The 24,884-nt window shown below is 66.3% G+C and carries 19 protein-coding genes; 14 read left to right on the forward strand and 5 right to left on the reverse strand.

Features of this window, described 5'->3' with window-relative positions; genetic code table 11:
• Positions 1-250: 250 nt before the first annotated feature.
• The 7 genes from JJL56_RS23270 to JJL56_RS23300 all read left to right on the forward strand — a co-directional run bounded on the left by JJL56_RS23270 (position 251) and on the right by JJL56_RS23300 (position 7,586).
• On the forward strand, positions 251-451 hold the full coding sequence (locus JJL56_RS23270; protein ID WP_014198188.1) for a hypothetical protein: 201 nt from the start codon (positions 251-253) through the stop codon (positions 449-451).
• A 73-nt stretch (positions 452-524) separates the two neighbouring features.
• The gene (locus tag JJL56_RS23275) at positions 525-1,304 is read left to right on the forward strand and encodes a MetQ/NlpA family ABC transporter substrate-binding protein (RefSeq protein WP_145628345.1); all 780 of its coding nucleotides are present in this window, start codon (positions 525-527) and stop codon (positions 1,302-1,304) included.
• Between the two features lie 172 nt (positions 1,305-1,476).
• Positions 1,477-3,147: an acyl-CoA synthetase gene (locus tag JJL56_RS23280; RefSeq protein WP_200486485.1), complete on the forward strand. Its 1,671-nt coding sequence runs from the start codon at positions 1,477-1,479 to the stop codon at positions 3,145-3,147.
• Positions 3,144-4,208, forward strand: a complete 1,065-nt coding sequence (locus JJL56_RS23285) for a methionine ABC transporter ATP-binding protein (protein WP_145628341.1) — start codon at positions 3,144-3,146, stop codon at positions 4,206-4,208. The genes JJL56_RS23280 and JJL56_RS23285 overlap by 4 nt, the downstream gene beginning before the upstream one ends.
• Complete coding sequence (locus tag JJL56_RS23290) at positions 4,174-4,842, forward strand: methionine ABC transporter permease (protein WP_104675398.1); 669 nt, start codon at positions 4,174-4,176, stop codon at positions 4,840-4,842. The genes JJL56_RS23285 and JJL56_RS23290 overlap by 35 nt, the downstream gene beginning before the upstream one ends.
• Positions 4,843-4,852: 10 nt before the next feature.
• Positions 4,853-5,653 carry a MetQ/NlpA family ABC transporter substrate-binding protein gene (locus JJL56_RS23295; protein WP_051140568.1) on the forward strand — a complete coding sequence of 267 codons (801 nt, stop codon included), beginning with the start codon at positions 4,853-4,855 and terminating at the stop codon, positions 5,651-5,653.
• A gap of 187 nt (positions 5,654-5,840) precedes the next feature.
• Positions 5,841-7,586, forward strand: coding sequence for a hypothetical protein (locus JJL56_RS23300; RefSeq protein ID WP_200486486.1), 1,746 nt, complete (start codon positions 5,841-5,843; stop codon positions 7,584-7,586).
• Positions 7,587-7,689: 103 nt separating this feature from the next.
• Here JJL56_RS23300 and JJL56_RS23305 read toward each other — a convergent pair whose 3' ends face one another.
• Positions 7,690-8,982, reverse strand: a complete 1,293-nt coding sequence (locus JJL56_RS23305; RefSeq protein WP_145628336.1) for a pentapeptide repeat-containing protein — start codon at positions 8,980-8,982, stop codon at positions 7,690-7,692.
• A gap of 112 nt (positions 8,983-9,094) precedes the next feature.
• Positions 9,095-11,245 carry a hybrid sensor histidine kinase/response regulator gene (locus tag JJL56_RS23310; RefSeq protein WP_145628334.1) on the reverse strand — a complete coding sequence of 717 codons (2,151 nt, stop codon included), beginning with the start codon at positions 11,243-11,245 and terminating at the stop codon, positions 9,095-9,097.
• A 569-nt stretch (positions 11,246-11,814) separates the two neighbouring features.
• Here JJL56_RS23310 and glgX point away from each other — a divergent pair.
• Positions 11,815-14,100 (forward strand): glycogen debranching protein GlgX, encoded by a 2,286-nt coding sequence (glgX, locus tag JJL56_RS23315; RefSeq protein WP_145628332.1) that lies wholly within the window; start codon positions 11,815-11,817, stop codon positions 14,098-14,100.
• Positions 14,101-14,307: 207 nt separating this feature from the next.
• Entirely contained in the window at positions 14,308-14,505 is a 198-nt protein-coding gene (locus tag JJL56_RS23320) for a Nif11-like leader peptide family natural product precursor (protein WP_145628330.1), read from the forward strand.
• 15 nt (positions 14,506-14,520) lie between these two features.
• On the opposite strand, the gene JJL56_RS23325 is transcribed toward JJL56_RS23320, so the two are convergent.
• Both JJL56_RS23325 and JJL56_RS23330 read right to left on the reverse strand, forming a co-directional pair.
• Entirely contained in the window at positions 14,521-14,862 is a 342-nt protein-coding gene (locus JJL56_RS23325) for a hypothetical protein (protein ID WP_145628327.1), read from the reverse strand.
• A 12-nt stretch (positions 14,863-14,874) separates the two neighbouring features.
• On the reverse strand, positions 14,875-15,153 hold the full coding sequence (locus JJL56_RS23330) for a MarR family transcriptional regulator (RefSeq protein WP_236778250.1): 279 nt from the start codon (positions 15,151-15,153) through the stop codon (positions 14,875-14,877).
• A gap of 225 nt (positions 15,154-15,378) precedes the next feature.
• Between JJL56_RS23330 and gpmA the strand changes: the two genes are divergently transcribed.
• The gene (gene gpmA / locus JJL56_RS23335) at positions 15,379-16,140 is read left to right on the forward strand and encodes a 2,3-diphosphoglycerate-dependent phosphoglycerate mutase (RefSeq protein WP_200486487.1); all 762 of its coding nucleotides are present in this window, start codon (positions 15,379-15,381) and stop codon (positions 16,138-16,140) included.
• A 136-nt stretch (positions 16,141-16,276) separates the two neighbouring features.
• Here gpmA and JJL56_RS23340 read toward each other — a convergent pair whose 3' ends face one another.
• The gene (locus tag JJL56_RS23340) at positions 16,277-18,556 is read right to left on the reverse strand and encodes a helicase-related protein (RefSeq protein WP_145628321.1); all 2,280 of its coding nucleotides are present in this window, start codon (positions 18,554-18,556) and stop codon (positions 16,277-16,279) included.
• 558 nt (positions 18,557-19,114) lie between these two features.
• Here JJL56_RS23340 and JJL56_RS23345 point away from each other — a divergent pair.
• The 4 genes from JJL56_RS23345 (at position 19,115) to JJL56_RS23360 (ending at position 24,679) form a co-directional block, all read left to right on the forward strand.
• Positions 19,115-19,807: a WecB/TagA/CpsF family glycosyltransferase gene (locus JJL56_RS23345; RefSeq protein ID WP_145628319.1), complete on the forward strand. Its 693-nt coding sequence runs from the start codon at positions 19,115-19,117 to the stop codon at positions 19,805-19,807.
• A gap of 3 nt (positions 19,808-19,810) precedes the next feature.
• Positions 19,811-22,177, forward strand: coding sequence for a GumC family protein (locus JJL56_RS23350; RefSeq protein WP_247889616.1), 2,367 nt, complete (start codon positions 19,811-19,813; stop codon positions 22,175-22,177).
• A 187-nt stretch (positions 22,178-22,364) separates the two neighbouring features.
• On the forward strand, positions 22,365-23,606 hold the full coding sequence (locus JJL56_RS23355; RefSeq protein WP_200486488.1) for an endo-1,4-beta-xylanase: 1,242 nt from the start codon (positions 22,365-22,367) through the stop codon (positions 23,604-23,606).
• A gap of 146 nt (positions 23,607-23,752) precedes the next feature.
• Positions 23,753-24,679: a class I SAM-dependent methyltransferase gene (locus JJL56_RS23360; RefSeq protein ID WP_145628315.1), complete on the forward strand. Its 927-nt coding sequence runs from the start codon at positions 23,753-23,755 to the stop codon at positions 24,677-24,679.
• The last annotated feature ends 205 nt before the right edge of the window (positions 24,680-24,884 follow it).

Consider the following 24,884-nt stretch of genomic DNA (forward strand, 5'->3'; position numbering starts at 1 on the left):
GCTTGCGCCGCGTCACCAAACGCTAAAGCGCCACGATACCGGTCGTGGAACTCTGACAGGAGTGACCGGAATGACCATGATGACCCTCCTCTCCCCCGCCGATCGGACCGGCACCGCGATGGGCATGCGTTGCCGAATGCGCAACGCCTCGTGTCGCCGCTGACCCCAGCGCGCCAAGCCAACCAGTCCAGCATCCGATCCGCATGAGTCCCGCGCGCCGCAGCGCCGCGGGCCGAGGGAGAACGCCGTCATGAGCACCTCCAACGCCTACGCCATCGAAGTCCAGGGCCGGTCCGCCGGCATCGTCGTCGCCGGTCAGGGCGGCTTCACCTTCTTCGTGTCCGACTGGTCCTTCAAGGACCTGGACCGCAAGACCTTCCGCAACGTCGGACAGGCCGAGCGCGCCGCCAAGCAGTTGGCAGCCCGGCGCTCCGGCGTGCGGCGGCGCTGACCGCGCGCGCGCATTTCACACACCGCCATCGCCCGACCAAGCCATTCCACACCGCGCACAAAGGACCCGTTCCGTGAAAGCCTTTCTGACGTCCCTTGTCACCGCCGCCCTTCTCACCGTCTCCACCGGCGCCGGCGCCGCGGCCCTGAAGCTCGGCGTGTCCGCCGGCCCCTACGGCGAGATCCTGGAATACACGGCGAAGATCGCCGCCAAGGAGGGCCTGAAGGCGGAGGTGATCGAGTTCACCGACTGGAACATGCCCAACGCCGCCCTCCAGTCCGGCGACATCGACGCCAACAACTTCCAGCACCAGCCCTTCCTGGACAACCAGATCAAGCAGCGCGGCTACGACATCGTGCCGGTCGCCAAGAGCATCGTCGTGCCCATGGGCATCTACGCGAAGAAGGTGTCGTCGCTGGCCGACCTGAAGGAAGGGGCCAGCGTCTCCATCCCCAACGACCCGACCAACGGGGCCCGCGCGCTGTTCCTGCTGGCCAAGGCCGGGGTGATCGGGCTGAAGGACGGGGCGGGCCTGAACACCTCCATCGCCGACATCGCGTCCAACCCGAAAAAGATCAAGCTGGTGGAGTTGGACGCGGCCCAGCTTCCGCGCTCGCTGGACGACGTTGACGCCTCGGTCATCACGCTGAACTACGCGGTCCTGGCCGGGTTGAGCCCGAAGACCGCCCTGGTTCTGGAGGACGACCAGTCGAAATGGCACCTCGTCTGGGCCGTCCGCAAGGATCGCGCCGAGGACCCGGCGATCAAGCGCTTCATCGAGTTGTATCGCTCCGCCGAGGTGCGGGACTTCATCAACACGCGCTTCAACGGCACCATCATCCCGACCTGGTGATTGCCTCCGGTTGTCATAGCCCTCTCCCCTCAGGGGAAAGGGTGCCCGCGAAGCGGGCGGTGAGGGGGTTGCGCTTTTGCCGGACGTACCAAAACGCGCAACCCCCTCACCCTAACCCTCTCCCCTAAGGGGAGAGGGGATCTCGAAAGCGATTCTTTCCAGGAAGTTAGTCATGACCGGCCCGTTCAGCCGCACCGCCTCGATCTTCGACCGCGACCTCGCCCCCGACCCCGCGAACCACGTCCCGCTCAGCCCGCTCAGCTTCCTGAAGCGCGCGGCGAAGGTCTATCCGGACAAGCCGGCCATCCGCCACGGCCGCCGGACCATCACCTACGCCCAGTTCCTGGACCGGGTGCGACGCTTCGCCGGGGCGCTGCTGCGGGCCGGGGTGAGGCGCGGCGACACGGTGTCGGTGCTGGCGCCCAACGTCCCGGCGCTGCTGGAGGCGCATTACGCGGTGCCGCTGGCCGGCGCGGTCCTGAACGCGCTGAACACCCGGCTGGACGCCGCCGCCGTCGCCTTCATCCTGGATCACAGCGAGACGAAACTGCTAATCGTCGACCGCGAGCTGTCTCCGGTCGCCAAGGCGGCGCTCGCCCGGACGGAGCGCCCCATCACGGTGGTGGAGGTCGCCGACGATCTGGCGCCCGACGCGCCGTCGCTGGGTGCCGTGGAGTATGAGGATTTCCTCGCCGCCGCCGACCCCGCCCCCTGGCGCGGGCCGGACGACGAGTGGCAGGCCATCGCGCTGAACTACACCAGCGGCACCACAGGCAACCCCAAGGGCGTCGTCTACCACCACCGCGGCGCCTATCTGAACGCGCTGGGCAACGCCTTCACCCTGAACGTCCGGCCCGACAGCGTCTTCCTGTGGACGCTGCCGATGTTCCACTGCAACGGCTGGACCTACAGCTGGGCGGTCACCGCCGCGGGCGGCACCCATGTCTGCCTGCGCCGGGTGGAGCCGGCGGCGATCTTCGACGCCATCGCGGAGCTGGGCGTCACCCATCTGTGCGGCGCGCCGATCGTACTGAACATGCTGATCCACGCCCCGGCGACGGTGCGGCGGCTCGCCCCCCGCCCGGTGATCGTGGGGACCGGCGGAGCCGCTCCGCCCTCCGCGGTTCTGGCCGGCATGGCGGCGCTGGGCTTCGAAATGGTGCACATGTACGGGCTGACCGAATGCTACGGCCCGGCCACCGTCTGCGCCCCGCAGGACGGCTGGGAGGATCTCGACGCCGACGGGCTGGCCCTGCAGTTCGCGCGGCAGGGGGTGAACCACGTCGCGGTGGAGGACGCCACCGTGCTCGACCGCGAGACAGGCCAGCCGGTCCCCGCCGACGCCCAGACCATCGGCGAGATCGCGCTGCGCGGCAACACGGTGATGAAGGGCTATCTGAAGAACCCCGCGGCGACGAAGGAGGCGTTGAAGGACGGCTGGTTCCGCACCGGGGATCTGGGCGTGCTGCACCCCGACGGCTATATCGAGGTGAAGGACCGCAGCAAGGACATCATCATATCCGGCGGCGAGAACATCTCGTCCCTGGAGGTGGAGGAAGCGTTGTACCGGCACCCCGCCGTTCTGGAGGCCGCCGTGGTCGCCCGCCCCGACGACCGTTGGGGCGAGAGCCCCTGCGCCTTCGTCACGGTGAAGCCCGGCGCGGCGCGCCCCTCTGAGTCCGACATAATTCAATGGTGCCGCGACCGCATTGCGCACTACAAGGTGCCCCGCACCGTCGTGTTCAGCGATCTGCCGAAGACATCGACCGGTAAAATCCAGAAGACCGTCCTGCGCGACGCCGCCCGCGATCTGGGCGCGCGTCGGGAGGCCAAGAGCGTATGATAACCTTCGAACAGCTTCAGAAAACCTATCCGTCCCGCGGCACCGGGCAGCCGGTCCAGGCGCTCGCCGACATCGACCTGACCATCGGCCGCGGCGAGATCTACGGCATCATCGGGCGCTCGGGCGCCGGCAAATCCACGCTGCTGCGCACCGTGAACCTGCTGGAGAAGCCGACGTCGGGCCGGGTGCTGGTGGACGGGGTGGACGTCACCGCCCTGTCGGCCCGCGCGCTGCGCGAGGCGCGGCACAGCATCGGCATGATCTTCCAGCACTTCAACCTGCTGTCCTCGCGCACGGTGTTCGACAACGTCGCCCTGCCGCTGGAACTGGCCGGGGTGGCGAAGGCGCAGATCCGCGCGACGGTGGAGCCGCTGCTCGACCTCGTCGGCCTCACCGACAAGCGCGACCGCTACCCGGCGGAGCTGTCGGGCGGGCAGAAGCAGCGTGTCGGCATCGCCCGCGCGCTGGCCAGCAAGCCCAAGGTGCTGCTGTCGGACGAGGCGACCTCCGCCCTCGATCCGGAAACGACGACCCAGATTCTCCATCTGCTGGCCGACATCAACAAGCGGCTGGGGCTGACCATCGTCCTGATCACCCACGAGATCGCCGTCATCAAGGAGATCTGCCACAAGGTGGCGGTGATGGAGAACGGGCGGATCATCGAGCAGGGGCCGGTCTTCGACATCTTCGCGCACCCCAAGCACGAGACGACGAAGACCTTCGTCGATCCGGTGATCAACCGCGGCATCCCGGACAGTCTGCGCGCCCGCCTGTCGGCCACACCGGTGCCGGGGTCGAACATGGTGCTGCGCATCACCTTCACCGGCGAGCGCGCGACCTCTCCGGTGATCAGCGCGATCAGCCGCAAGCTGAACCTGGACCTGAACATCTGGCACGGCCAGATCGACGAGATCCAGGGCGCGCCCTTCGGAACGCTGGTGGTGGAGGCCATCGGCAACCCGCAGTCCATCGAGGCGGCCATCAGCCTCCTGAACGTCAACAAGCTCGGTGTCGAGGTGCTCGGTCATGCTGTCCCCGGAAATCTACGCGCTGCTGTTTAAGGCGCTTCTCGACACGCTCTACATGGTGGCGGTGTCGGGCCTTCTGGGCACGGCGCTGGGCCTTCCGCTGGGCGTGCTCCTGGCCGTTACCGGCCGGGGGGAGCTGCTGCAGAACCTTGCCTTCAACCGGGTCGCCGGCGTGCTGGTGAACATGACGCGCTCCACCCCCTTCATCATCCTGGTGGTGGCGATCATCCCCTTCACCCGGCTGATCGCCGGCACCTCCATCGGCACCGCCGCGGCCATCGTGCCGCTGACGGTCGCCGCCGTGCCCTTCATCGCCCGCATCGTCGAGGGTGCGGTGCGCGAGGTCGACCGCGGCCTGATCGAGGCGGCGCAGTCCATGGGCGCCACGCCCTTCCAGATCATCCGCAAGGTCCTGCTGCCGGAGGCGATGCCCGCCATCGCGCTGGGCCTGACGCTGTCGGTGGTCAGCCTGATCGGCTATTCGGCCATGGTCGGCGCCGTCGGCGGCGGCGGCCTGGGCGACCTCGGCATCCGCTACGGCTACCAGCGCTTCCTGCCGGAGGTGATGCTGGCGGTGGTCATCGTACTGATCGTGCTGGTGCAGATCGTTCAATCGACGGGCGACTGGATCGCCCGCCGCGTCAACAAACGCAACCTGAAGTCCTGAGGAGTTGGAGATGTTCCGTACCCGTGTGCTCGGCGCGGCCTTTGGTCTGGTGGCCGGCATCGCGACCCTGGCGACCGCCGTCGGCGCGTCGGCCGAAGCCCTGAAGATCGGCGTCACCCCCGGCCCGCACGGCCAGATCCTGGAGAAGGTCAAGCCGCTGGCCGCCAAGGAGGGCCTCGACCTGACGGTGCTGGAGTTCTCCGACTACGTCATCCCGAACCAGGCGCTGTCGCAGGGCGACCTGAACGCCAACTCCTTCCAGCACCAGCCCTACCTGGACAACCAGGTGAAGGACCGCGGCTATGAGCTGGTCAGCGTCGCCAAGACGGTAATCTTCCCAATGGGCGTCTACTCGAAGAAGGTGAAGAGCCTGGACGAGTTGCCCGACGGCGCCAAGGTCTCCATCCCGAACGACCCGACCAACGGCGGCCGCGCCCTGCTGCTGCTCCAGGCCAAGGGGCTGCTGAAGGTGAAGGAGAGCGCCGGCCTGAAGGCGTCGCCGCTCGACATCTCCGAAAACCCGAAGAAGCTGCAGATACTGGAACTGGACGCCGCCCAGCTTCCGCGTTCGCTGGACGACGTGACCGTGGCGGTCATCAACACCAACTTCGCCATGGAATCCGGCCTGGACCCGAACAAGGACGCCATCGCCCGCGAGGCCAGTGAGAGCCCCTACGCCAACGTCATCGCCGTCCGCAAGGTCGACCAGGACAAGCCGTGGGTCGCCACGCTGGTGAAGGTCTACCAGAGCGACGAGGTGAAGCAGTTCATCCTCGACCGCTTCAAGGGTGCCGTGGTTCCGGCTTGGTGAATGCCAAGGGGTCTCTCACGTATTGGTGAGAGACCCCTCTTCTTTGTATGCAAATAAATGTGACAGCTTTTTCTGAAAGTACAGGCGATTAGCGCATTCACAGAATTTTAATTCAAAAATGGGCTTGACCGCTCAACTGGCTTCCTATGGATTGGTGAATGTTTGATTCAAAGTTAAGGAGCTTTCAATGGCAACCCCAGAAAGTGTCAATCAAGAATTACGCGGCGGAGTTGATAAACTCTTTAATCAGAGAGATTCTTTTATAGTTATCGGACTAACCGGAAGAACAGGAAGCGGTTGCAGCACAGCAGCCAAAATATTAGCAAGTGAATTTTCTTCCATTTCACTGCCCCCCATCACCTGCCCCATGAAGGACAATGAGGGTAGGAAATACGGCATTATACGCGAATGGGCAACCAAGCACTGGCAGCCATTCACTGTTATTAATGTTAGCAGTATAATATTTGCTCATCTTTGTATGGTTTCCGAGGGCGAATTTAGGGGAATTGTCGAGAAAAAATGTGATTCCAGTGATTTTGCTAAACTGCTTGGCATTGTTGGCAGTGTTAAAGAAAAATTAGAGAAACATAAAATTGAAAGATACAAATCAAGAGACAACGAGGATATTGACGAGATAAGGCGCGCCTATAATTTCTATTATATTGAGCTTCCGAAGCTCACTCAAGATTTCAAGGAAGAAATCAGCTTAAGCGGTGCTTCTGTTTACACAGATGTAATGCAATCGATCGGAGACGATATCAGGACGTCAGGTGTCGCAGGGGTTCAACGCGCTGACCACAACCAAATTTATACACTTCCAGAGTTCTTAAATAACCTAATTAAGTTAGGAAGACGGTATTCTGAAATAGAGAAGAGGCCGGGCTACTTTGTCATAGATGCCATCAGGAATCCATTCGAGGTAGAGTTCTTTCGAGGAAGGTACTCAGCATTTTATCTTTTTGCGATAACAACAGACGAGGCATGCCGCAAAAGGCGATTGCATGCAATGAACTATACAGATGAAAATATCAAGAAAATTTCGGAGAAGGAGTATCCGGAAAAAGACAACCTTAAAGGATACAATATACTTGTATCTCAACATATCGGGAAATGCCTAGAGCAAGCGGACATTATTGCCGAGAACCCTGATTCAGGGGTGGATGGGACATGCGAGCCTTTATCCATCTCAATTGTTAAATATGTATCACTTATACAACATCCGGGGTTAATTTCTCCAAACCGGGTTGAGCGTTGCATGCAAGTTGCAATCACAGCAAAGTTAAGTTCTGGCTGCATTTCGCGCCAAGTCGGCGCTGTTGTCACTGACGAGAATTTTTCAATTAGAGCTATCGGCTGGAATAGCACTGCAGAGGGGCAAGTGCCATGTAACTTACGAAATGTAATGCGCTTAAAGGATAGAAGTGATGCTAATGCTTTTAGTGATTTTGAAAGAAACTCTTCTAACGAAGAGTTCAAGACTGAATTCAATAAGTTAACAGGATTTATTGGCCACGGGCACTCAATTGAAGGGCGCCCCCTATCCTATTGCTTTAAATCTCTCTACAACAAGGCAACAGGAGAGAAAAACCAAGTGTTTACTCGCGCCCTCCACGCTGAGGAAAACGCATTTATGCAGATAGCAAAATATGGTGGACAGAACATAAAAGGCGGAGTTCTATTTTCCACGGCCAGCCCTTGCGAGCTCTGCTCAAAGAAAGCTTACCAGCTTGGAATATCCAATATCTATTATATCGACCCCTATCCAGGGATTGCAAAAGAATTAATACTATCTTGTGGCGACAACCGCCCCAAGCTGCATCTATTTACTGGAGCGATCGGACGTGCATATGTTCAGCTGTACCAGCCATTAGTTCCTTTCAAAGACGAACTGGAGGCCATAATGGCAGTCAATAATTCAAGTAACAGCCAATAGAGTAATTGTGCCGAATACCCGTCAGGGTCCGTCTGGCTGAGGGCAGGCGGTGTCGTGGCTCGGCTGCGACACGCTCCCACAGGAACTTTGCCGCAGATTGGAACTACAGCTTGAGCCCCGCCACACCGTCGAGAATCGCCCCGTCGGACAGCGAGCGCAGGTCCACCTTCGCCCCGAACATGCGGGCGTTGGTCAGGTCCGTGTTCGTCAGGTCGCAGCCGGACAGGTTGGCGAAGGACAGATCGGCGCCCGCGAAATTCACCTCGCGCAGGCAGGCGCCGCGCAGGTCGGCGTAGCGCAGCCGCGCACCCGACAGGTCGGAAGCCATCGACCGCCTCTCGTCGAAATAGAGCGGGCGCAGGTTGGCCTTGCGCAGGTCGGCGTTGTTCAGCTTGGCAAGGCGCAGATTCACGCCGCGCAGGTCGCCGTTGATCAGTTTGGCGAGGCGCAGGTCGCCCTTCTCCAGCACCGCGGCCTGAAGCTGCACGCTGGTCAGGTCCAGCCCGTACAGGGTCGCCCCGACCGCCCGCAGCATGGTCAGGCAGGTGTGGGCCAGCGACGGGGCGTGCCGCAGGTCGAAGCCCGAGAGGTCGAGCGCCGTTCCCTCCGCCCCGCTGGACCCGACCCAGCGGATGTGCTCGTGCAGCAGCTCGTCCAGCGGGCGCCCGAGTTCGGCGACGACGCGGCCCACCGGATCGTCGGTCAGGGCGTCCTCCATGTCGGCGTCGGCCAGTTCCGTCATGACCATGGTGGCGCCGGTCAGCACCGCGCCGCGCAGGCAGGCGCCGCGCAGATCCGCCCCCGACAGGTCCGCCCCTTCCAGGTTCGAGCCGGTGAAGTTGGCTCCGCGCATGGTCGCACGCACCAGCTTGCACCCGCGCATCAGCGCGTCGGTGAAGTCGGTGTGGATCGCCATGGCCCCGGACAGCCGGGCGTTGGTCAGGTTGGCGCCGGACAGGTCGGCCCCCGACGCTTCCGTCGGCTGGCCCTCCACCCGGATGACGCGCAGGCTGCCGTCGCGGTCCTTTTCCGCCAGCGAGCCGTCGCGCAGGTCGGCCTCGAACAGGTTGGCCCCGATCAGGATGGCCCCGCGCAGGCAGGCGCCGCGCAGGTCCGCCTTGATGAGGCTCGCGTTCTCCAGGTTGGCCAACCGCAGGTCGGTAGCGAACATCGACGCGCAGTCCAGCCGCGCCCCGGCCAGATTGGCGCCGCGCAGGCTGGCCCCGACGAAGTCGGCGTGTGCAAGGTCACGCCCGGTCAGGTCCAGCCCGTTCAGGTCGAAAAAGGACAGCGTCGCCCGCGCCCCGCCGATGCGGGCGTTCCGGAACATCTCGTGCCGGCGCACCACCGCGTCGAGTTGGACCTGATCCAGACGGGTGAGAGGACGCTGCTGCATGGCCGTGTTCGCCTCCGATCACGGTTTCAGAGTATCCTTCGCGGCCTTCACGAATGATTAATGCAGCCCACAATGGGATGTTTTTCCTGGCAGGAAAAGCGCCGTCCGGCCTTCACGCCGCAGACGGTTGGCTTTGCCGCACCGGCACGCGCTCCGCCCCCAGCGCGTTCAGCGCGTCGCGCAGCACATCGGGGGTGACGGGTTTGTGCAGCAGGCGACAGCCGGCGGCCACCGCCTCGCGGATGCGTTCGGGGCCGGTGTCGCCGGTCAGGATGATGCCGGGAATGGGCCGTCCTTCCTGCTCCGCCGCGCGGGTGACCGTCTCGGCCCCGGTCAGCGGACCCGGCAGGCGGAAGTCCGACAGAATCACGTCCGGACAGCGCGGGGCCGCGCGCAAGGTCGCCAACGCCGCCGGCCCGTCCGCCGCCACCAGCACGTCGTGCCCCCAGCTTTCCAGCAGGAGCTGCATTCCGGCGCTCTGCACCGGGTCGTCCTCGACGATCAGGATCAGGCGGGCCGCAAAGTCCTCCGCCCGGCCGGCGGGGGCCGGGGCGGCCGCGTCCATCCGCGATTCGCTGGCCGCCAGCGGGACCATGACGGAGAAGACCGATCCCTGGCCCGGACGCGAGCGGACCTCCACCGCGTGGCCCAGCAGAGCGGCCTTGCGGCGCACCTTGGGCAATCCCAGCCCCAGGCCGCGGCGGCGGTCGCGCTCCGGGTTGCCCAACTGGACGAAGTCTTCGAAGATTGCGTCCAGATGCTCCGCCGCGATGCCGGGGCCGGTGTCCCACACCTCGATGCGCAGCCATTGGCCACGCCGTCGGCAGCCGACCACCACCCCGCCCGCCGGCGTGTAGGCGATGGCGTTGCGCAGCAGGTCGCCCAGCATCCGGGTCAGCAGCGTGGCGTCGGTGCGCACCATGGCGTCGCACGCCCGAACCCGCAAATCCAGCCGCTTGTCCGCCGCCAGCCCCCGGAACTCCGCCGCTACGCCGTCCAGGACGGTGGCGATGGAGACCTCGGCGATGTTCGGGCGGACCACCCCGGCGTCGAGCGTGGCGACCTCCAGCAGCGCGTGCAGCAGCTTTTCACCGCTGTCCAGCGCCTCGCCCATCTTCTCGGCGATGGACCGCTCGCGCGATTCCTTCAGCCGCTCCATCAGCAGATGGTGGAACAGGCGCAGCGCCTGGAAGGGTTGGCGCAGGTCGTGGTTGGCCGCCGACAGGAAACGGGCCTTGGCCTGATTGGCGCGCTCCTTCTCGGCCAGGGCGCGGACCAGCCTCTGGTTCAGAGAGCGCAGGTCGGCGGTGCGTTCCTCCACCCGCTGCTCCAGCCGGGCGTTGGCGTCGCGCAGGGCGTCGCGGGCCGCCGCCTCGCGCCGCAGGCTGGCCCAGCCGAGCGCGGCCAGCCCGAACAGAGCGACGACGCTGACACCGACCATCGTGAAGCCGTGCTGCAGGCGGCTGCTCCACGGCTCCAGAACGACGGCGCGCGGAAGGGCAACCGCCGCCACCGCCGGAAAGTCGCGCATCCGCTTCAGGCCGATGACCACGCCGTCTCCGCCGCCCTTCCCGCCAATGGTCCAATCCCTCTCGCCGCTCTCCGCCCCCGGTTCCAGCGCGGGGAGCCGGCCGATCCCGGCGCCCCCCATGCCGGCCAGCCGCGTGCCGTCCAGGCGGAACAGGCCGGCGACGCTGTACCGCCCGTCGTTGAAGACGTCGGGGACCGTGTGCAGGCTGGAGGAGGGAAGCGCCAGCAGGACCGCACCCTCCAGGGCGCCCCCACGGCCCAGGATGCGGCGGACCATCAGGATGGAATCCAGCCCGTCCACCTGCCCGTGCAACAGCTCCAGCCCGCCGCCCGCTCCCTGGAACAGGCTGGCGATGCCGCCGTCGGGATGGATGGAGGGGCCGAACACCGTCCGGCCTTCGGCGTCCAGGATGGACAGTGCGCCGAACCGCGACGCCGCCAGCGCCTCGCCCAGGGCGCTGTCGGGAAGCGCCGCGAGCCCACCTTCCTCCAGGCGTTCGGAAACCCGCGCCAGGACGGCGGCGCCGCCATCCAGCACGGCGTCGGCGTGCCCCTCCAGAAAGGCCGCGGCCTGCCGGGTGCCGCGTTCCGCCCGGTCGAGCGTGCTGACATAATCGACCAGCGACAGCGCCCCCCAGGCCGCACCGCCGAGCAGCGTCATCACCAGGACGATGGCCGCCAGGATGGCCTTCGGGTGGAAGTTGAGCAGGGCGTTGACCGAAAGCCGGATCATGGGCGGGGGCGTCTTGGTGAGGCGGATCGGGAGCGGTGCCGCCGATCCGCCGGATGCACGATGCCGCCGGGCACCGGCGAAGCCGGCACCTGGGGCGATGACCGATTTGGGTGGTTCAGACCCGAATGCTTGCGGATTTCCGGGTGGAAAATCGTCACTGGACCGAAAAAACTGCAGAAAAACGACGGTTCGCTCTGCCCTTCATTGATCTTTCCGCGCCTTCGGCGCTGAAAAAACTGCGGTGACACGGAAAGGCAAAAATTGACATCTGCGTTTCACCCGATTCCTTGGTCTTTTGCCGAAAAGCTCCCGGACACCCCCCAGAAGTTTACTTGCCTTTATTGTCTGGAACCGATGATAGCATGCGATAGTTATCGGCGCGACCCGCCATGACGACTATGACAATGCTCATACCGGACCCACTCTTTGGGTGAGGTGGCACGAAATGGTTCGGCCAAGAGTTGAAGCTTCGCCGAACATCGGAAATTGCGCCGATGACGGGATCACCGGGGCGGTCTGCGCGTTGCTGTGCTGCTTCATGCCGCAACGCGCCCACACGAGGTTCAACCGTGAAGAAGCCGCCGTTCGCTCCTAAGGTTTTCCGCCAGTCCCGCATCCGGGAAGGTCTTCCCTACCCCCTCGGTGCCACATGGGACGGGCTGGGCGTCAACTTCGCGCTGTTTTCCGCCAACGCCACCAAGGTGGAGCTGTGCCTGTTCGACCAGGAGGGACGCCGCGAGCTGGAACGGATCGAGTTGCCCGAATACACCGACGAGGTGTGGCACGGCTATCTGCCGGACGCCCGGCCCGGCACGGTCTACGGCTACCGCGTGCATGGACCGTACGAGCCCAAGGCGGGCCACCGCTTCAATCCGAACAAGCTGCTGCTCGACCCCTACGCCAAGCACATGGTCGGGCCGCTGCGCTGGTCGGACGCGCATTTCGGCTACCGCGTCGGCTCGCCGCGCGGCGACCTGTCCTTCGACCGGCGCGACAGCGCGCCCGGCATGCCGAAATGCGTGGTGATCGACCCGGCCTTCACCTGGGGCCACGACCGGCACCCGGCGATCCCCTGGGAAAAGTCGATCTTCTACGAGACTCACGTGCGCGGCTACACCATGCGGCACCCGGCGGTTCCCCCGCAGTACCGCGGCACCTTCGCCGGCCTCGCCCAGCAGGAGGTCGTGGAGTACATCCGCTCGCTGGGCGTCACGGCGGTGGAGCTTCTGCCGGTCCACGCCTTCCTGGACGACCGCCATCTGCTGGAAAAGGGGCTGCGCAACTACTGGGGCTACAACAGCATCTCCTTCTTCGCGCCCGACCCGCGCTATCTGGCGACCGGCGCGATCCACGAGTTCAAGGAGATGGTCGCCCGCCTGCACGACGCCGGGATCGAGGTGATCCTCGACGTCGTCTACAACCACACCGCCGAAGGCAACGAGATGGGGCCGACGCTGTCCTTCAAGGGCATCGACAACGCCTCCTACTACCGGCTGGCCCCGGACCCGCGCTACTACATCAACGACACCGGCACCGGGAACACGCTGAACCTCGTGCATTCGCGCGTCCTCCAGATGGTCACCGATTCCTTGCGCTACTGGGTGACCGAGATGCATGTGGACGGCTTCCGCTTCGACCTCGCCACCATCCTGGCGCGGGAAACCTACGGCTTCGACCACAGCGGCGGCTTCCTCGACGCCTGCCGGCAGGACCCGGTGCTGTCGCGCGTCAAACTGATTGCGGAGCCGTGGGACTGCGGCCCCGGCGGCTATCAGGTCGGCGGCTTCCCGCCGGGCTGGGCGGAGTGGAACGACAAGTTCCGCGACACCGTGCGCTCCTATTGGAAGGGCGACGAGGGCAAGCTGCCCGAGTTGGCGACCCGCATGGCCGCCTCGGCGGACGTGTTCAACCGGCGTGGGCGCAAGCCCTGGGCCAGCGTCAACTTCGTCACCGCCCATGACGGCTTCACGCTGCACGACCTCGTCTCCTACAACGACAAGCACAACGACGCGAACGGCGAGGACAACCGCGACGGCCATTCGCACAACATCTCCTGGAACCACGGGGCGGAGGGTCCGACCGACGATCCGGAGATCAACGCCCTGCGCTTCCGCCAGATGCGCAACCTGCTGGCCACGCTGCTGCTGTCCCAGGGCACGCCGATGATCCTGGCCGGCGACGAGTTCGCGCGCAGCCAGAACGGCAACAACAACGCCTATTGCCAGGACAACGAGATCAGCTGGATCGACTGGGAGGGCGTCAGCGACGAGGGCTGGGCGCTGACCGACTTCGTCCGCCACCTGATCGGGCTGCGGCAGAGCCATCCGTTGCTGCGCCGCGGACGCTTCCTCACCGGCGCCTACAACCCCGACCTTGAGGTGAAGGACCTCACCTGGATCACCCCCGCCGGCGAGGAGAAGACGACCGAGCAGTGGCAGGACCCCATGGCCCGCTGCCTGGGCATGCTGCTCGACGGGCGGGCGCAGGCCACCGGCATCAAGAAGGTGGCGTCGGACGCCACGCTTCTTCTCATCATCAACGCCTACCACGACGTGGTGCCCTTCAAGCTGCCGGAGGTCGCCGGTGGCAGCCGCTGGCTGACACTGGTGGACACCACGGAGCCCGACCGGTTGGAGGTCGCCACCGCCCAGACCGGCGACGAGATTCCGGTCAACGGGCGCTCCCTGCTGCTGTTCGAGCTGATGCCCGACCGCCGCCCCGACATCGGGCTGAAGGCCGCCGCGCGGGCTCTGCGCGCCGCCTCCGGGCCGGGTGAGCCGGTGGCGGCCATCACGCCGGACAGCATCGCTTCAGGGGCCAGCCCCGCCGAGACGGTGCAGCAGCCGGGCGAGTGATCGCCAAGTCCGAGCAGACCATGAAGAACGGTGCGGCAGGACGCCGCACCGTTCTTCACCATTTTGTCTACAATTTTAGGCAAATAGGCGATATCAAGACTTCGGACTGTCTGCTTCGGACCATTGCTTGTGCGCGCAACGCCGCATTGGCCGCGCTCCCCTTCCCCAAGGCCAGGGACAGCCGCACCGATTCCGGGAGGTCTGGGCATGTGTCATGGCGACTACATCCGATTCCTGGTCGCGACCGAGGCCGACCCGGCCCTGCGCGCGGCGCTGCGGCGGGCGTCGCGCGGTCTGCTGACCCTGGGTGACTTGGTGGATTTCGCCGCCGGTCACGGGTTTCGCTTCACCGAGGCGGACATTCCCCTGGCCGTGGCCCGACCCACCGCCTGCGGAAACGACTGACCGCCGTCGACGAGGTTACGGCGGCGGCGCCGTCGTGCTGCAACTGCCGCGGATCGTCAGCATGATTCCGTCGTCGGACGGAAAGATGTCCTTGTCGGCGTCGCGCGGAATCGGGATTTTCTGACGGCGGCAGAAAAGCAGGAGGATGCCGAGCGTCTTGCTGGGCATGAAGGCGACGTCCCGCACCTTCGCAGCCCCCTGCTGCACCATGACCACCACGCCCCCGTCCGATTTCGGGACGACGGTGGTGATCATGCCCAACGGAAGATCGGTCTGATTCGGCACCTTCTGGTACCAGCCGAAGGCTTTCTTGAGGGCCGAATTCGTGAAGACAAGGTGACGCGTTTCAAAAATCATTCCGGACCAGTTTCAGGCCCGGCCGCCCTCCAGTTCCGGGTTCAACCGGAACGTGATCGCACGCCCCAGTTTGGAATCCCGCAGAAGGATCTGCTTGGTTTCCAGCAGCTTGATGGCCCGGTTGACGTTGGGCCGCTGCATGCCGAGCGCATCAGCCAGTTCGGACTGGAGCACCGGCACGGGACGGTCGAAATGGAGCCGCCGGCTCAGGTAGGTGAACACACGAAGCGCCTCCAGGGTTATGTCCCGATCGGTCGAAACGGTCCTGGAGAGGAGGTCATGATGCTGCATGGCGGCCTCTGAACGCAAGTTGGCTCGGCGTCGCAGTGCGGCTGCGCACGCGCCGGGCGGATAATTTCGCCTGCCCCGCAAGTTACCCCGCTTTTGTTGTCCGAATGTGTCTCGTGTGTTTCCAAATTGACATAAGGCCGCGCCATTTGTGACGCCGTGCCCGGAACCCTTCCCCCCGCCCTCCCGTTCCCCGAGGGAGACACCGTCACGTCAGGAGGAGGGACCATGCATCGGCTCGTGCTGCTGCGGCACGGACAGAGCGTCTGGAACCGCTCGGATCTGTTCACCGGCTGGACCGACGTCGATCTGACCGAACAGGGGGTGGCCGAAACCCGCCACGCCGCCGGTCTGCTGAGGCAGGCCGGATTCGATTTCGACGTGGCCTTCACCTCCGTCCTGAAGCGGGCGATCAAGACGCTCGACATCGTGCTGGAGGAGATGGACCGGATGTGGCTGCCGGTGCACAAGCACTGGCGCCTGAACGAGCGCCATTACGGCGCGCTCCAGGGATTGAACAAGACGGAGACGGCGGCCCGCCACGGCGCCGATCAGGTCTTCCTCTGGCGGCGCAGCTGGGACGTCCCGCCCCCGCCCGTCGAGCCCGAGGACCCGTGCTCCGCGGTGTCGGACCGGCGCTACGCCGGCATCGGCCGCGCGAACCTGCCCCGCGGCGAAAGCCTGAAGGACACCACGGACCGGGTGATCCCCTTCTGGGAGGAGGGCATCTGCCCCGCCCTGCGGCTGGGCGCGCGGGTGCTGGTGTCGGCCCACGGCAACAGCCTGCGCGGCCTCGTCAAGCATCTGGATAAGGTGCCCGACCGGGACATCCCGCTGTTCGAGATCCCGACCAGCCGCCCGCTGGTCTATGAGCTGGGCGCCGATCTGGTGCCGCTGCGCCGCTATTTCCTGACCGAAGGCGGCGGGACCGAGGAGATCACCTGGACCCGCCGGGATGACTCCGGTCCGAGCGGCGTCGTGGCAGCGTGACGACGACAATTCCCTCTCCCCTTTGGGGAGAGGGTCAGGGTGAGGGGGTTGCGCTTGTGCCGAACCTGCCGCCACGCGCATCCCCCTCACCCGACCCTTCGGGCCACCCTCTCCCCAGTGGGGCGAGGGACTAACCTCACCCCCCGGCCGGGCGGCGCCCGCGATGCCCCGCCCCGCCCTTGCCGCCCTTGCGGCCCGGCAGCGGGTGGTGGAACTGCGGGTGACCGCCCTCCGCTCCGCTCTTCGCCGGCGGCTGCGGGCCGCGCGCTCCGTCCGGACGGCGCCCGCGCCGCTCGCCCTGCCGCTCCTCCACCCGCCCGGCGTAGCAGCTGTCGCAGACACGGAAGCGGTGGTTCGCCTTCAGCCGCGTGCCGCAGACCGGGCAGGCGCGGGCCAGCGAGCGTTCGGCCAGGGTCCGCTCGATGAAGGCGTTCAGCATGGCCCGGCGCTCCTGGCACAGGTCCATGTCGGGATAGGCGTCGGGAAAGCGGTAGGCCAGCCAGGCGTAGGCGGTCAGCTCCTTCACCGCGCGTTCGGCCTTCTCCAGCTCCACGTCGGTGCCAACGCGGTGGTGGAAGCGTTCGGCGGCGTCGGGGGCGGAATTGGGAACGCCCTTGCCTTGGTTCGTCGCCCACAGCGCCAGCAAGCGCAGGTTGTTCTGGTCGCGCACGTCGATGGGGCAGCGCGCCAGCATGTCGCGCTCCGCCAGCGGCAGCTTCGCCCGGTCCACCGCCGTGGCGGCCTGGATGCGCTGCTCCAGGTCGGTCATGCGGAAGGTCTGGTTGGCGCGCAGCAGTTCCTGCCCCGCCGTGCGCAGCACCTTGGCGAGGCTGTCGGTGTCCAGCTCCCGCGCGATGGCCTCGACATGGGTCAGGTTGGGGCTGATCCAGGCCCGCGGGTCCTCGGGCGGGACCGGCGGAGTGGTCAGCGCCCGGCGCACCGGGTTGATGTTCTCCCCCTCCAGCACCGCGACGCGACCTTCCTCGTGCATGCCGAAGCGCCCCGCCCGCCCGCCGATCTGGCGGATTTCGGAGGAATTCAGGTCACGCTCCTCCCGCCCGTCGTACTTGCGGGTGGTGGACAGGACGACGCGGGCGACCGGCAGGTTCAGCCCCATGCCGATGGCGTCGGTCGCCACCAGTACGTCCGCCGAGCCGTCGCGGAAACGACGCGCCTCGGCCCGCCGCACCTCCGGCGACAGGGCACCGTAGATCACCGCCACCGTGTGGTCGCGGGCCAGCAGCTCGCGCCGCAGCCCCATCACGTCCTTGCGCGAGAAGGCGATCACCGCGTCGCCGCGGCGAACATTCTCCAGCGGCACCCGCTCCTCCTGCACGCGCAGCGGCGACTTGCGGGTGAACTCCACGACCTCCAGCTCCTCCCCCAGCGCGGTGGCGAGGCGCTGCACGTAGGGGATGGCGTCGGCGGAGCCGGTCATCAGGATTTCCGGGGCGGCCACGCCGGCCACCGCCTGGGTCCAGGCCCAGCCGCGGTCGGGGTCGCCGATCATCTGGATCTCGTCGATGACGCAAGCGCCCCAGACCTTGGACGTGTTGACCATCTCGATGGTCGATGAGGTGAAGGAGGCGCCGGGCCGCACGTCGCGCTCCTCGCCGGTGACGAGGCTGCACGGGCGCCCGCGCGTCTCCAGCGCCTCCTGCCCCTCCAGCGCCAACAGGCGCAGCGGGGCGAGGTAGCAACCGCTCTGCGCCTCGGCCAGCCGATCCATGGCGGCGTGGGTCTTGCCGGAGTTGGTCGGGCCGACGAACAGCCGCAGCTTGCGCACCATGGCACGGGCCGTGGCGAAGCTGTCGAGATAGACGCCGAGGCCGGAGGCGTTCTCCAGGCGCTCCCGCCGGACCTTCAGGCCGGCCCGCGCGGCGGCGGTGGAGAAGGCCTCCTCCAGCGCGTCCAGCAGGGTCTGCAGACGCGGGATGCGCCCGCCGAAGCCGATCACCCGGCCCAGCTCGTCGGCGAAGCCCTTGGGCCGCCACGCCTCGCCGAAGCCGTTGGCGCGCTGCGCCATGGAGGCGAACCAGCCATCCACCCGCCCGCGCGCCTTCTCGATAGCGGCGGAGGACAGGCAGGCCGCCTTGACCCGCTTGCCCAGCGCCTTCGCCTGAGGACGGCCGAAGCCCTCCTCCGAGGTCATCAGGCCCCAGAGGTCCGCCTCGATGTCGGGCAGCGGGCCGAGCGCCACGCGGAACCGCAGCTTCAGCTTCCGGTCGGTGCCGGGAACGACCACCTCGTGGACGACGGCGACCGACCAGCGGGCCGGGGTGCTGTCGGCGTCCACCTCGATCCCGTCGCCGCGCACCACCGCGGCGATCGCGCGCAGCGCGTCGCGGCGGTCGAATTCGTCAGCCGTGCCTGGGGCCGTACCGGGTTGGCGGGGGGTGGTTTCGTCGTTGCTCATGAACTGGTCTTCTTCCGTCGCCGGCCCCGGAGAGATCGGCCTGTGGATTCAAAGGGCTGGTTGGAGGCTGGCGGTATTGGGGGGCTTCGCCGGATCTGGAACAGTGCCGTGCCGCGGGGCGGACGCCCACCCCCTATTCTGCACACCGGCACCCCACGGGCGTACCTATATGGTCGGAGCCATAGGATAGGGCAAGCCGATTCAGGGGTTCCACCGGCGTGGCCGGGCTAATTCGCCTGAACTTTCCCCTCTCCCATCCCACCGCTGCGAAAAAGGGGCGGTGCCAGCCACATCATTCCCTGTTGTCCGGCGGTCGTGTCGAAAGGGGTACCCGGTAACGGTTTCACCGGCTGCCACCAATCGAAAGTGTTAGCAAGCAATATCGTCTTACTGCACCGCAAACCGTCGGGCATCATCGTTGCACTGACAACGTAACCGTCGTCGCTTCGCTGATTTGGTTAGGAGATGTGCATGCCGACCCCTCGTGACGTCCTGGCACTGATCGAGAGAATACGGTGTATTTCTTGCGAGGACGAGCGCCATGCATTGATAAAGACATTGTCAGCCGTCGAGCGACCGACCATCCTGTCGTTCCTCAACGCTCACGGCGTCAACCTCTGCGCGGGGTCCTCCGCCGCGTGGTCGGCCTTCCGCGCCTCCGACGTCCTTTTGCGGGACGGGGTGGCGCTGGAGACGGCTCTGCCGTGGCTCGACCAGCCGGTCGGGCTGAACATGAACGGCACCGACTTCATCCCGCTTCTCCTCCGCCACCTGTCGCCCCGTCGGGTCGCCGTCTACGGCACCGCGGCGCCCTGGCTGGATGAGGGGATCGAGCGGCTGAAGGAGCGGACCCCGCACGACTATGTCGATGCCCAGCACGGGTTCCATTCCGTGGAGCATTACATCGCCCGTGCGCGGGAGCTTCGGCCCGACATCATCATCCTGGCCATGGGCATGCCCCGCCAGGAGGAGGTCGCGGTGCAGCTCAAGCGCGCGCTGGACCATAAGGTGCTGATCGTCAACGGCGGCGCCATCATCGATTTCCTCGCCGGGCGCTTCACCCGGGCCCCCGCCGCCGTCCAGCGCATCGGGCTGGAATGGGCGTTCCGGCTGGTCCAGGAGCCCCGCCGTCTGTTTCGCCGCTATTGCGTCGGCGCTTTCGGCTTCGCCCACACCGTCATGCTTATGCGCCGTGCCGCCATGCGTTCGTCCAGCGCCCCTGCACCCGCGCCCATGCATAAGGAGCTTTGAGACGTGGAAAATCTGCCCCAAGTCAATCACGGCGGCCACCACGGCGGTCCGCCGGCTCCGGTTCCGGCATGGCCCGCCTCCCCCGGCCCGTCCCGGCGCAGCGAGTTCGAATCCCAGACCCCGTCCATGGGTCCCGACTTCCGCTTCATCCTGCGCGTGCTGGGCAGCCACAAGTGGCTGATCGCGGCCATCGTGGTGGTGCTGACCGGGTTGTCGGCCCTGGGCGTCTCCACGCTCAAGGACCAGTACACCTCCGAAGCGCTTCTTCTGGTCGACAACCGGCAGGTCCGCGTCGTCCGCGAGGTCGAGCAAGTGGTGGGCGCCATCCCCACCGAGGACGCGGCGATCCTGAGCGAGATCGAGATCCTGAAGTCGCCGCAGGTGCTGAACCAGGTGGTGAACGATCTCCAGCTCGCCCAGCATCCGGAATTCAACCCGCCGGCGCAGGAGGACGAGACGCTCCCGCTGGTCGAGCGCGCGGTGGCCTATGGCCGCGGCCTCGCCAACCGCTTCTGGGACGGCGCCCCGCCGGCCCCGGTCGCCTGGCTGCTGAGCCACGGCGACGAGGTGGCGCAGGACATCCGGGCGCGCGAGGCGCACGCGGCTCTGGGCAACGACCAGATCATCGCGCGCATCCACCGCAAGCTGGACGTCGCCATCGTCGGCCGGTCGCGCGTGATCCAGGTGCGCTTCACCTCCAAGGAGCCCCAGCTGAGCCGCGACGTGGTGGACGGCATCGTCCGCCGCTACATGGAAACCCGCCAGCAGATGGACCGCGACCTGTCGACCAGCGCGATCTCCTGGCTGCAGGACCGCATCGTCCTGCTGCGCCGCGAGGTTGCCGAGGCCGACTCCAAGGTCGAGGAGGCCCGCGTCAAGGGCGGCCTGCTGAAGGGCGGCACCGGCCTGATGGCCCAGAACGAGCTTGAGCAGACCCGCCTGCGCCTGAGCGAGGCGTCGGCCATCCGCGCCCGCTCGGTCGCCCAGGCCGACACGCTGGAGCGCAACCTGAAGGCCGGCAACTGGAACGCCATCGGCGGCAGCATCGCCTCGCCGGTCGTCGCCCAGCTCCGCGCCACGGTCGCCGCCATCTCCACGGAAATGGCCCAGCTGTCCCGCCAGTACGGGCCGAAGCACCCGCGCATCCTCGAACTTCAGGGCCGCCTGAACGAGGCCAACTCCTCGCTCCAGCAGGAAATCCGCCGCGAGATCAACGGTGTCCGCGAAGCCGCCCAGGTCGCGGTGGAGCAGGAGACCGCGCTCCGCTCGATGATCACCCGCATGGAGGGCAGCTACGCCACCATGCAGGAGCAGGCCATCCCGCTGCGCACCCTGGAATCCGAGGCGACCGCCAAGCGCCAGCTTCTCGACAGCCTGCTGGGCCGTCTGGAAGAGGTCGAGGCCCAGAAGGACAGCCGCGCCTTCCCGGCCGCCGTCAAGCTGGTCTCCGCGCCGCAGGTGCCGCACGAGCCGTCGGGCCCCCTCCGCGTCCTCCTGCTGCTGGCCGGCTTCGTCGCCTCTCTCGCGCTCGCCATCTTCAGCGTCTTCGGTCTGGAGCTTCTCCAGCGCCGCATCCACACCCCGGACGCCGTGCGCCGCATCCTGGGCGTCGGCACCGTCCACATCGTGCCGCACCACAGCGACCGCGGGGCCAAGGGCCGGCTCTACAAGATCTTCCAGCGCCATCCCTTCTCGCTGTTCAGCGAATCCCTGCGCGCCCTGTTCCGCAACCATCTGTCGGATCTCGGTCCGGTCGGCGCGCTGGCGGTGACCTCGGCCCGCCCGCAGGACGGCAAGACCTCGCTGACGCTCGCCGTCGCCCAGGTCGCCAGCCAGGCCGGCCGCCGGGTGGTGGTGGTGGACACCGACTTCCGCCGCTCCCGCATGGAGGGTCTGTTCGACCTGTCCACCAAGAAGGGCCTGTCGGACTGGATCTCCGGTGACGCCACGCTGGACGAGATCGTCCACACCTCCGACGACGTGCCCTTCGCCATGGTTCCGGCGGGCAAGCTGAACCCGATGACGCTGGACCGCTTCAACGTCGATAGCCTGGTGCAGCTGATGGCCGGCCTGTCGCCCAGCTTCGATCTGGTGGTGTTCGACACCGCCCCGGCGCTGGCCGTGTCGGATGCCCGCATCGTCTGCGGCGCCGCCTCCAAGGTGCTCTTCGTCACCCGCTGGGGCCACACCACGGCGAGCGACCTGAACGCGGTGGCCGACCTCGGTCCGATCGACCACAGCAAGTTCGTCTGCGTGATGACCGACGTGAACCTGAAGAAGGCCGCCAGCAAGGGCTACCAGGGCCCGTACAACAGCTACGTCGCCACGCGGAAATACTACGGCGACCAGACCCTGCGCGCCGCGCCGTAAGCGAGGCGTCCTTCACCTCTGTCCGCATAGCCCTCTCCCCTCCGGGGAGAGGGTGGCCCGGAGGGCCGGTGAGGGGGTTGTGCTTTGCGGAACGTTCGGCAAAAGCGCACCCCCCTCACCCTAACCCTCTCCCTAGAGGGGAGAGGGAATTCTCATTTCATTTCAAGCCATACGAGGCCCGACGCCCATGGCCCAGACCTCGCCAAAGACAACCTCACTCTCCCGCCGGGACGCGCTGCGCGCCGCCGCCGCGGCCGCGGTGCTGGCAAGCTGCAAGGCCGCCGCCGGCCCCGCCGTCGCCGAGGCGGCTTCCGCCGCGGTGCCGAACCCCACCCTGCGCGACGCCTGCCGGGCCGCTGGCATCCTCCACGGCGCCGCCCGCGACCATCTGATCGAGCCGGAAGACCCGATGCTCGACACGCTGATGGCGCGGGAATGCGACGTGGTAACGCCCGAGAACGGCGGCAAATGGGCCGTTTTCCAGCCGCAGGAGGGCAATTTCGACTGGGGCCGCTTCGACGCCGGGGTGGAGCTGGCCCGCCGCATCGGCGCCAAGCCCAACTGGCACTGCGCCCTGTGGCAGCACATGGGCATGCCCGACTACATGACGCTGCCAGCCAGCCGCCAGCGCGCGCTGGGCATCGGGGAGAGCGCCTATTTCTCGGCGGACGGCACGCTGTCCGAAGACAATTACTGGCCGCGCTTCACCGCCATGGTCGCGGCGGTCAAGAAGCGCTACGGCGACAATTTCTACCGCATCGACGTGATGAACGAGGCCTTCTTCTGGGAGACCGAGCGCAGCCACCCCCAGGAGCAGGACCGCTACGGCTTCCGCAAGGGCATGTGGTGGGTGGTGGCCGGCGGCGCCAAGGGGCCGGAGTGGCTGGACCCCTTCTTCCACCACATCCGCAAGGAGTTCCCCTCCGCCAAGCTGGTCATCAACGAGTTCGGCATCGAGATCGACGAGGGTTGGCAGCAGCGCAAGCGCTCCTATTTCCAGACCTGGCTGACCGACGCGGTCAAACGCGGCGTGCCGATCGACGGGGTGGGGCTGCAAAGCCACCTGATGGCCGGCAAGCCCTACGACCGCGAGGGCATGAAGGGCTTCCTGCGGGCCATGGACCGGCTGGGCCTGCCCATCCACGTCACCGAATTCGACGTGAACGAGAAGCACCTGCCGCGCTCCTGGTCGCGGGCGGAGAAGGACCGCGCCATGGCCTTCCTGGCCGGGCAGTATCTGGGCGACATCGCCGGCAACGCGCGGCTGGCCGAGCTGTGCTGGTGGCACCTGCGCTCCGACCTGAACTACATCGCGCGGGAGACGCCGGAGCTGAGGCCCCACCCCTCGCCCTACGACGCGGCCTCCCGCCCGCTGCCGCTGTACGAGGCGTCGGTGCAGGCGCTGCGCGGGCGCAACCGGTCAGGGTGACTCCGGTCGGGAAGCTGTGCGGTACCCCTTCCGGTCCCGCTACCCCGCCCGATCGCGCGGCCCGATCCGCCGTCCGCGCCTGTAAGGATTTCCGACAGCGCTCTTAGATTATCGGAACAGCGGCGTTTCTCCCAACGAGGTGATCTGTGGACACGTTGACGTCGGATGAGCTGGTCGCCCGCTACAAGCGGAAGTTCGGTCTGGCCCCGAACTACCCCCTCAGCGAAACCATGGTCCGCCAGCACTGGGACTTGGAACGCCAGCTCGCCCGCGAGCTGCTGGACTCCCGCCGCGAAGAGCGCTGGACGGTGTTCGAGCGGAACTACACCACCCTCTACAGCGAATGCCCCTGGCTGAACGACGCGGTGGACACGGCGGCGCAGAACGACGAGCTTGACTTCCGCCACTTCCTGACGCTGCTCAAGGGCGCGCGGGACGTCTACGAGGTCGGGTCGGGCAAGGGCCGGCTGCTCAGCTATCTGGCCCGCCACGGCCACCGCTGCGTCGCCACCGAGATCACCCGCGAGCGTGGAGAGCGCTGGACCGACGAGCGCTCAAACGTGACGTGGCGCTGCTGCGACGGCGTCAACCTTGCCGAGTTCGAGCCGCGCGGCCATTACGACGCCGTCGTCTCCACCCACGTCATCGAGCATCTCCACCCCGAGGACGTGTCCGTGCATCTGTCCAACGTGCACGCCATCCTCAAGCCGGGCGGCCGCTACGTGCTCAGCATGCCGCACAAGCACGCCGGGCCGATGGACCTGTCGGAGGTCTTCGGGCTGGACGAGCCGATCTGCATGCATCTGCGCGAATACACCTGGAGCGAGACCGAGCGCGCGCTGCGCGAGGCCGGCTTCACCCGGATGGAGGCCGTCTACATCGCTCCGATGGCGGTCCGCCGGCGGATGCACATCCATGGTTCCGGGCGCGGTTACCTCGCCTATGTAAAGGCCGTGGAATCCGTCATGGGGGCGATGCCGTTAACCCTGCGGCGCAAGCTCGGCAAGCTCGGCCAGCTCTACCTGTTCCGGCCGGAGGTCTTCATGGTGGCTCACAAAAGTCACGAGGGCTGAGGCGCCCGATTCCGGAAACCTTTCTGTAACAAGACTTTACACTTTCCCCTCCCCGTGGCCGCAAGGCCCCACTGTGGCGCGGAAACCGCAGTGAAGGCGGTTTTTCGCGCCTCATTCTTTTCACAGCCTGTCGTGGCTTTTGAGTCGCATTTCCCTAAAATCCGAAATACCTCGTTAACCAATTGGGCGCCACCTTTGCTCCACC

Source organism: Azospirillum aestuarii, assembly GCF_016632405.1.
Classification (GTDB): Bacteria; Pseudomonadota; Alphaproteobacteria; order Azospirillales; family Azospirillaceae; genus Azospirillum; species Azospirillum aestuarii.

Bases quoted from the DNA above. Each gene is read 5' to 3' on its own strand.
- gpmA (WP_200486487.1), top strand. From the start codon at position 15,379: ATGCATCGGCTCGTGCTGCTGCGGCACGGACAGAGCGTCTGGAACCGC.
- JJL56_RS23280 (WP_200486485.1), top strand. From the start codon at position 1,477: ATGACCGGCCCGTTCAGCCGCACCGCCTCGATCTTCGACCGCGACCTC.
- JJL56_RS23310 (WP_145628334.1), bottom strand. From the start codon at position 11,245: ATGATCCGGCTTTCGGTCAACGCCCTGCTCAACTTCCACCCGAAGGCC.
- JJL56_RS23295 (WP_051140568.1), top strand. From the start codon at position 4,853: ATGTTCCGTACCCGTGTGCTCGGCGCGGCCTTTGGTCTGGTGGCCGGC.
- JJL56_RS23305 (WP_145628336.1), bottom strand. From the start codon at position 8,982: ATGCAGCAGCGTCCTCTCACCCGTCTGGATCAGGTCCAACTCGACGCG.
- JJL56_RS23320 (WP_145628330.1), top strand. From the start codon at position 14,308: ATGTGTCATGGCGACTACATCCGATTCCTGGTCGCGACCGAGGCCGAC.
- JJL56_RS23325 (WP_145628327.1), bottom strand. From the start codon at position 14,862: ATGATTTTTGAAACGCGTCACCTTGTCTTCACGAATTCGGCCCTCAAG.
- JJL56_RS23340 (WP_145628321.1), bottom strand. From the start codon at position 18,556: ATGAGCAACGACGAAACCACCCCCCGCCAACCCGGTACGGCCCCAGGC.
- JJL56_RS23330 (WP_236778250.1), bottom strand. From the start codon at position 15,153: ATGCAGCATCATGACCTCCTCTCCAGGACCGTTTCGACCGATCGGGAC.
- JJL56_RS23285 (WP_145628341.1), top strand. From the start codon at position 3,144: ATGATAACCTTCGAACAGCTTCAGAAAACCTATCCGTCCCGCGGCACC.
- JJL56_RS23290 (WP_104675398.1), top strand. From the start codon at position 4,174: ATGCTGTCCCCGGAAATCTACGCGCTGCTGTTTAAGGCGCTTCTCGAC.
- JJL56_RS23270 (WP_014198188.1), top strand. From the start codon at position 251: ATGAGCACCTCCAACGCCTACGCCATCGAAGTCCAGGGCCGGTCCGCC.
- JJL56_RS23355 (WP_200486488.1), top strand. From the start codon at position 22,365: ATGGCCCAGACCTCGCCAAAGACAACCTCACTCTCCCGCCGGGACGCG.
- JJL56_RS23300 (WP_200486486.1), top strand. From the start codon at position 5,841: ATGGCAACCCCAGAAAGTGTCAATCAAGAATTACGCGGCGGAGTTGAT.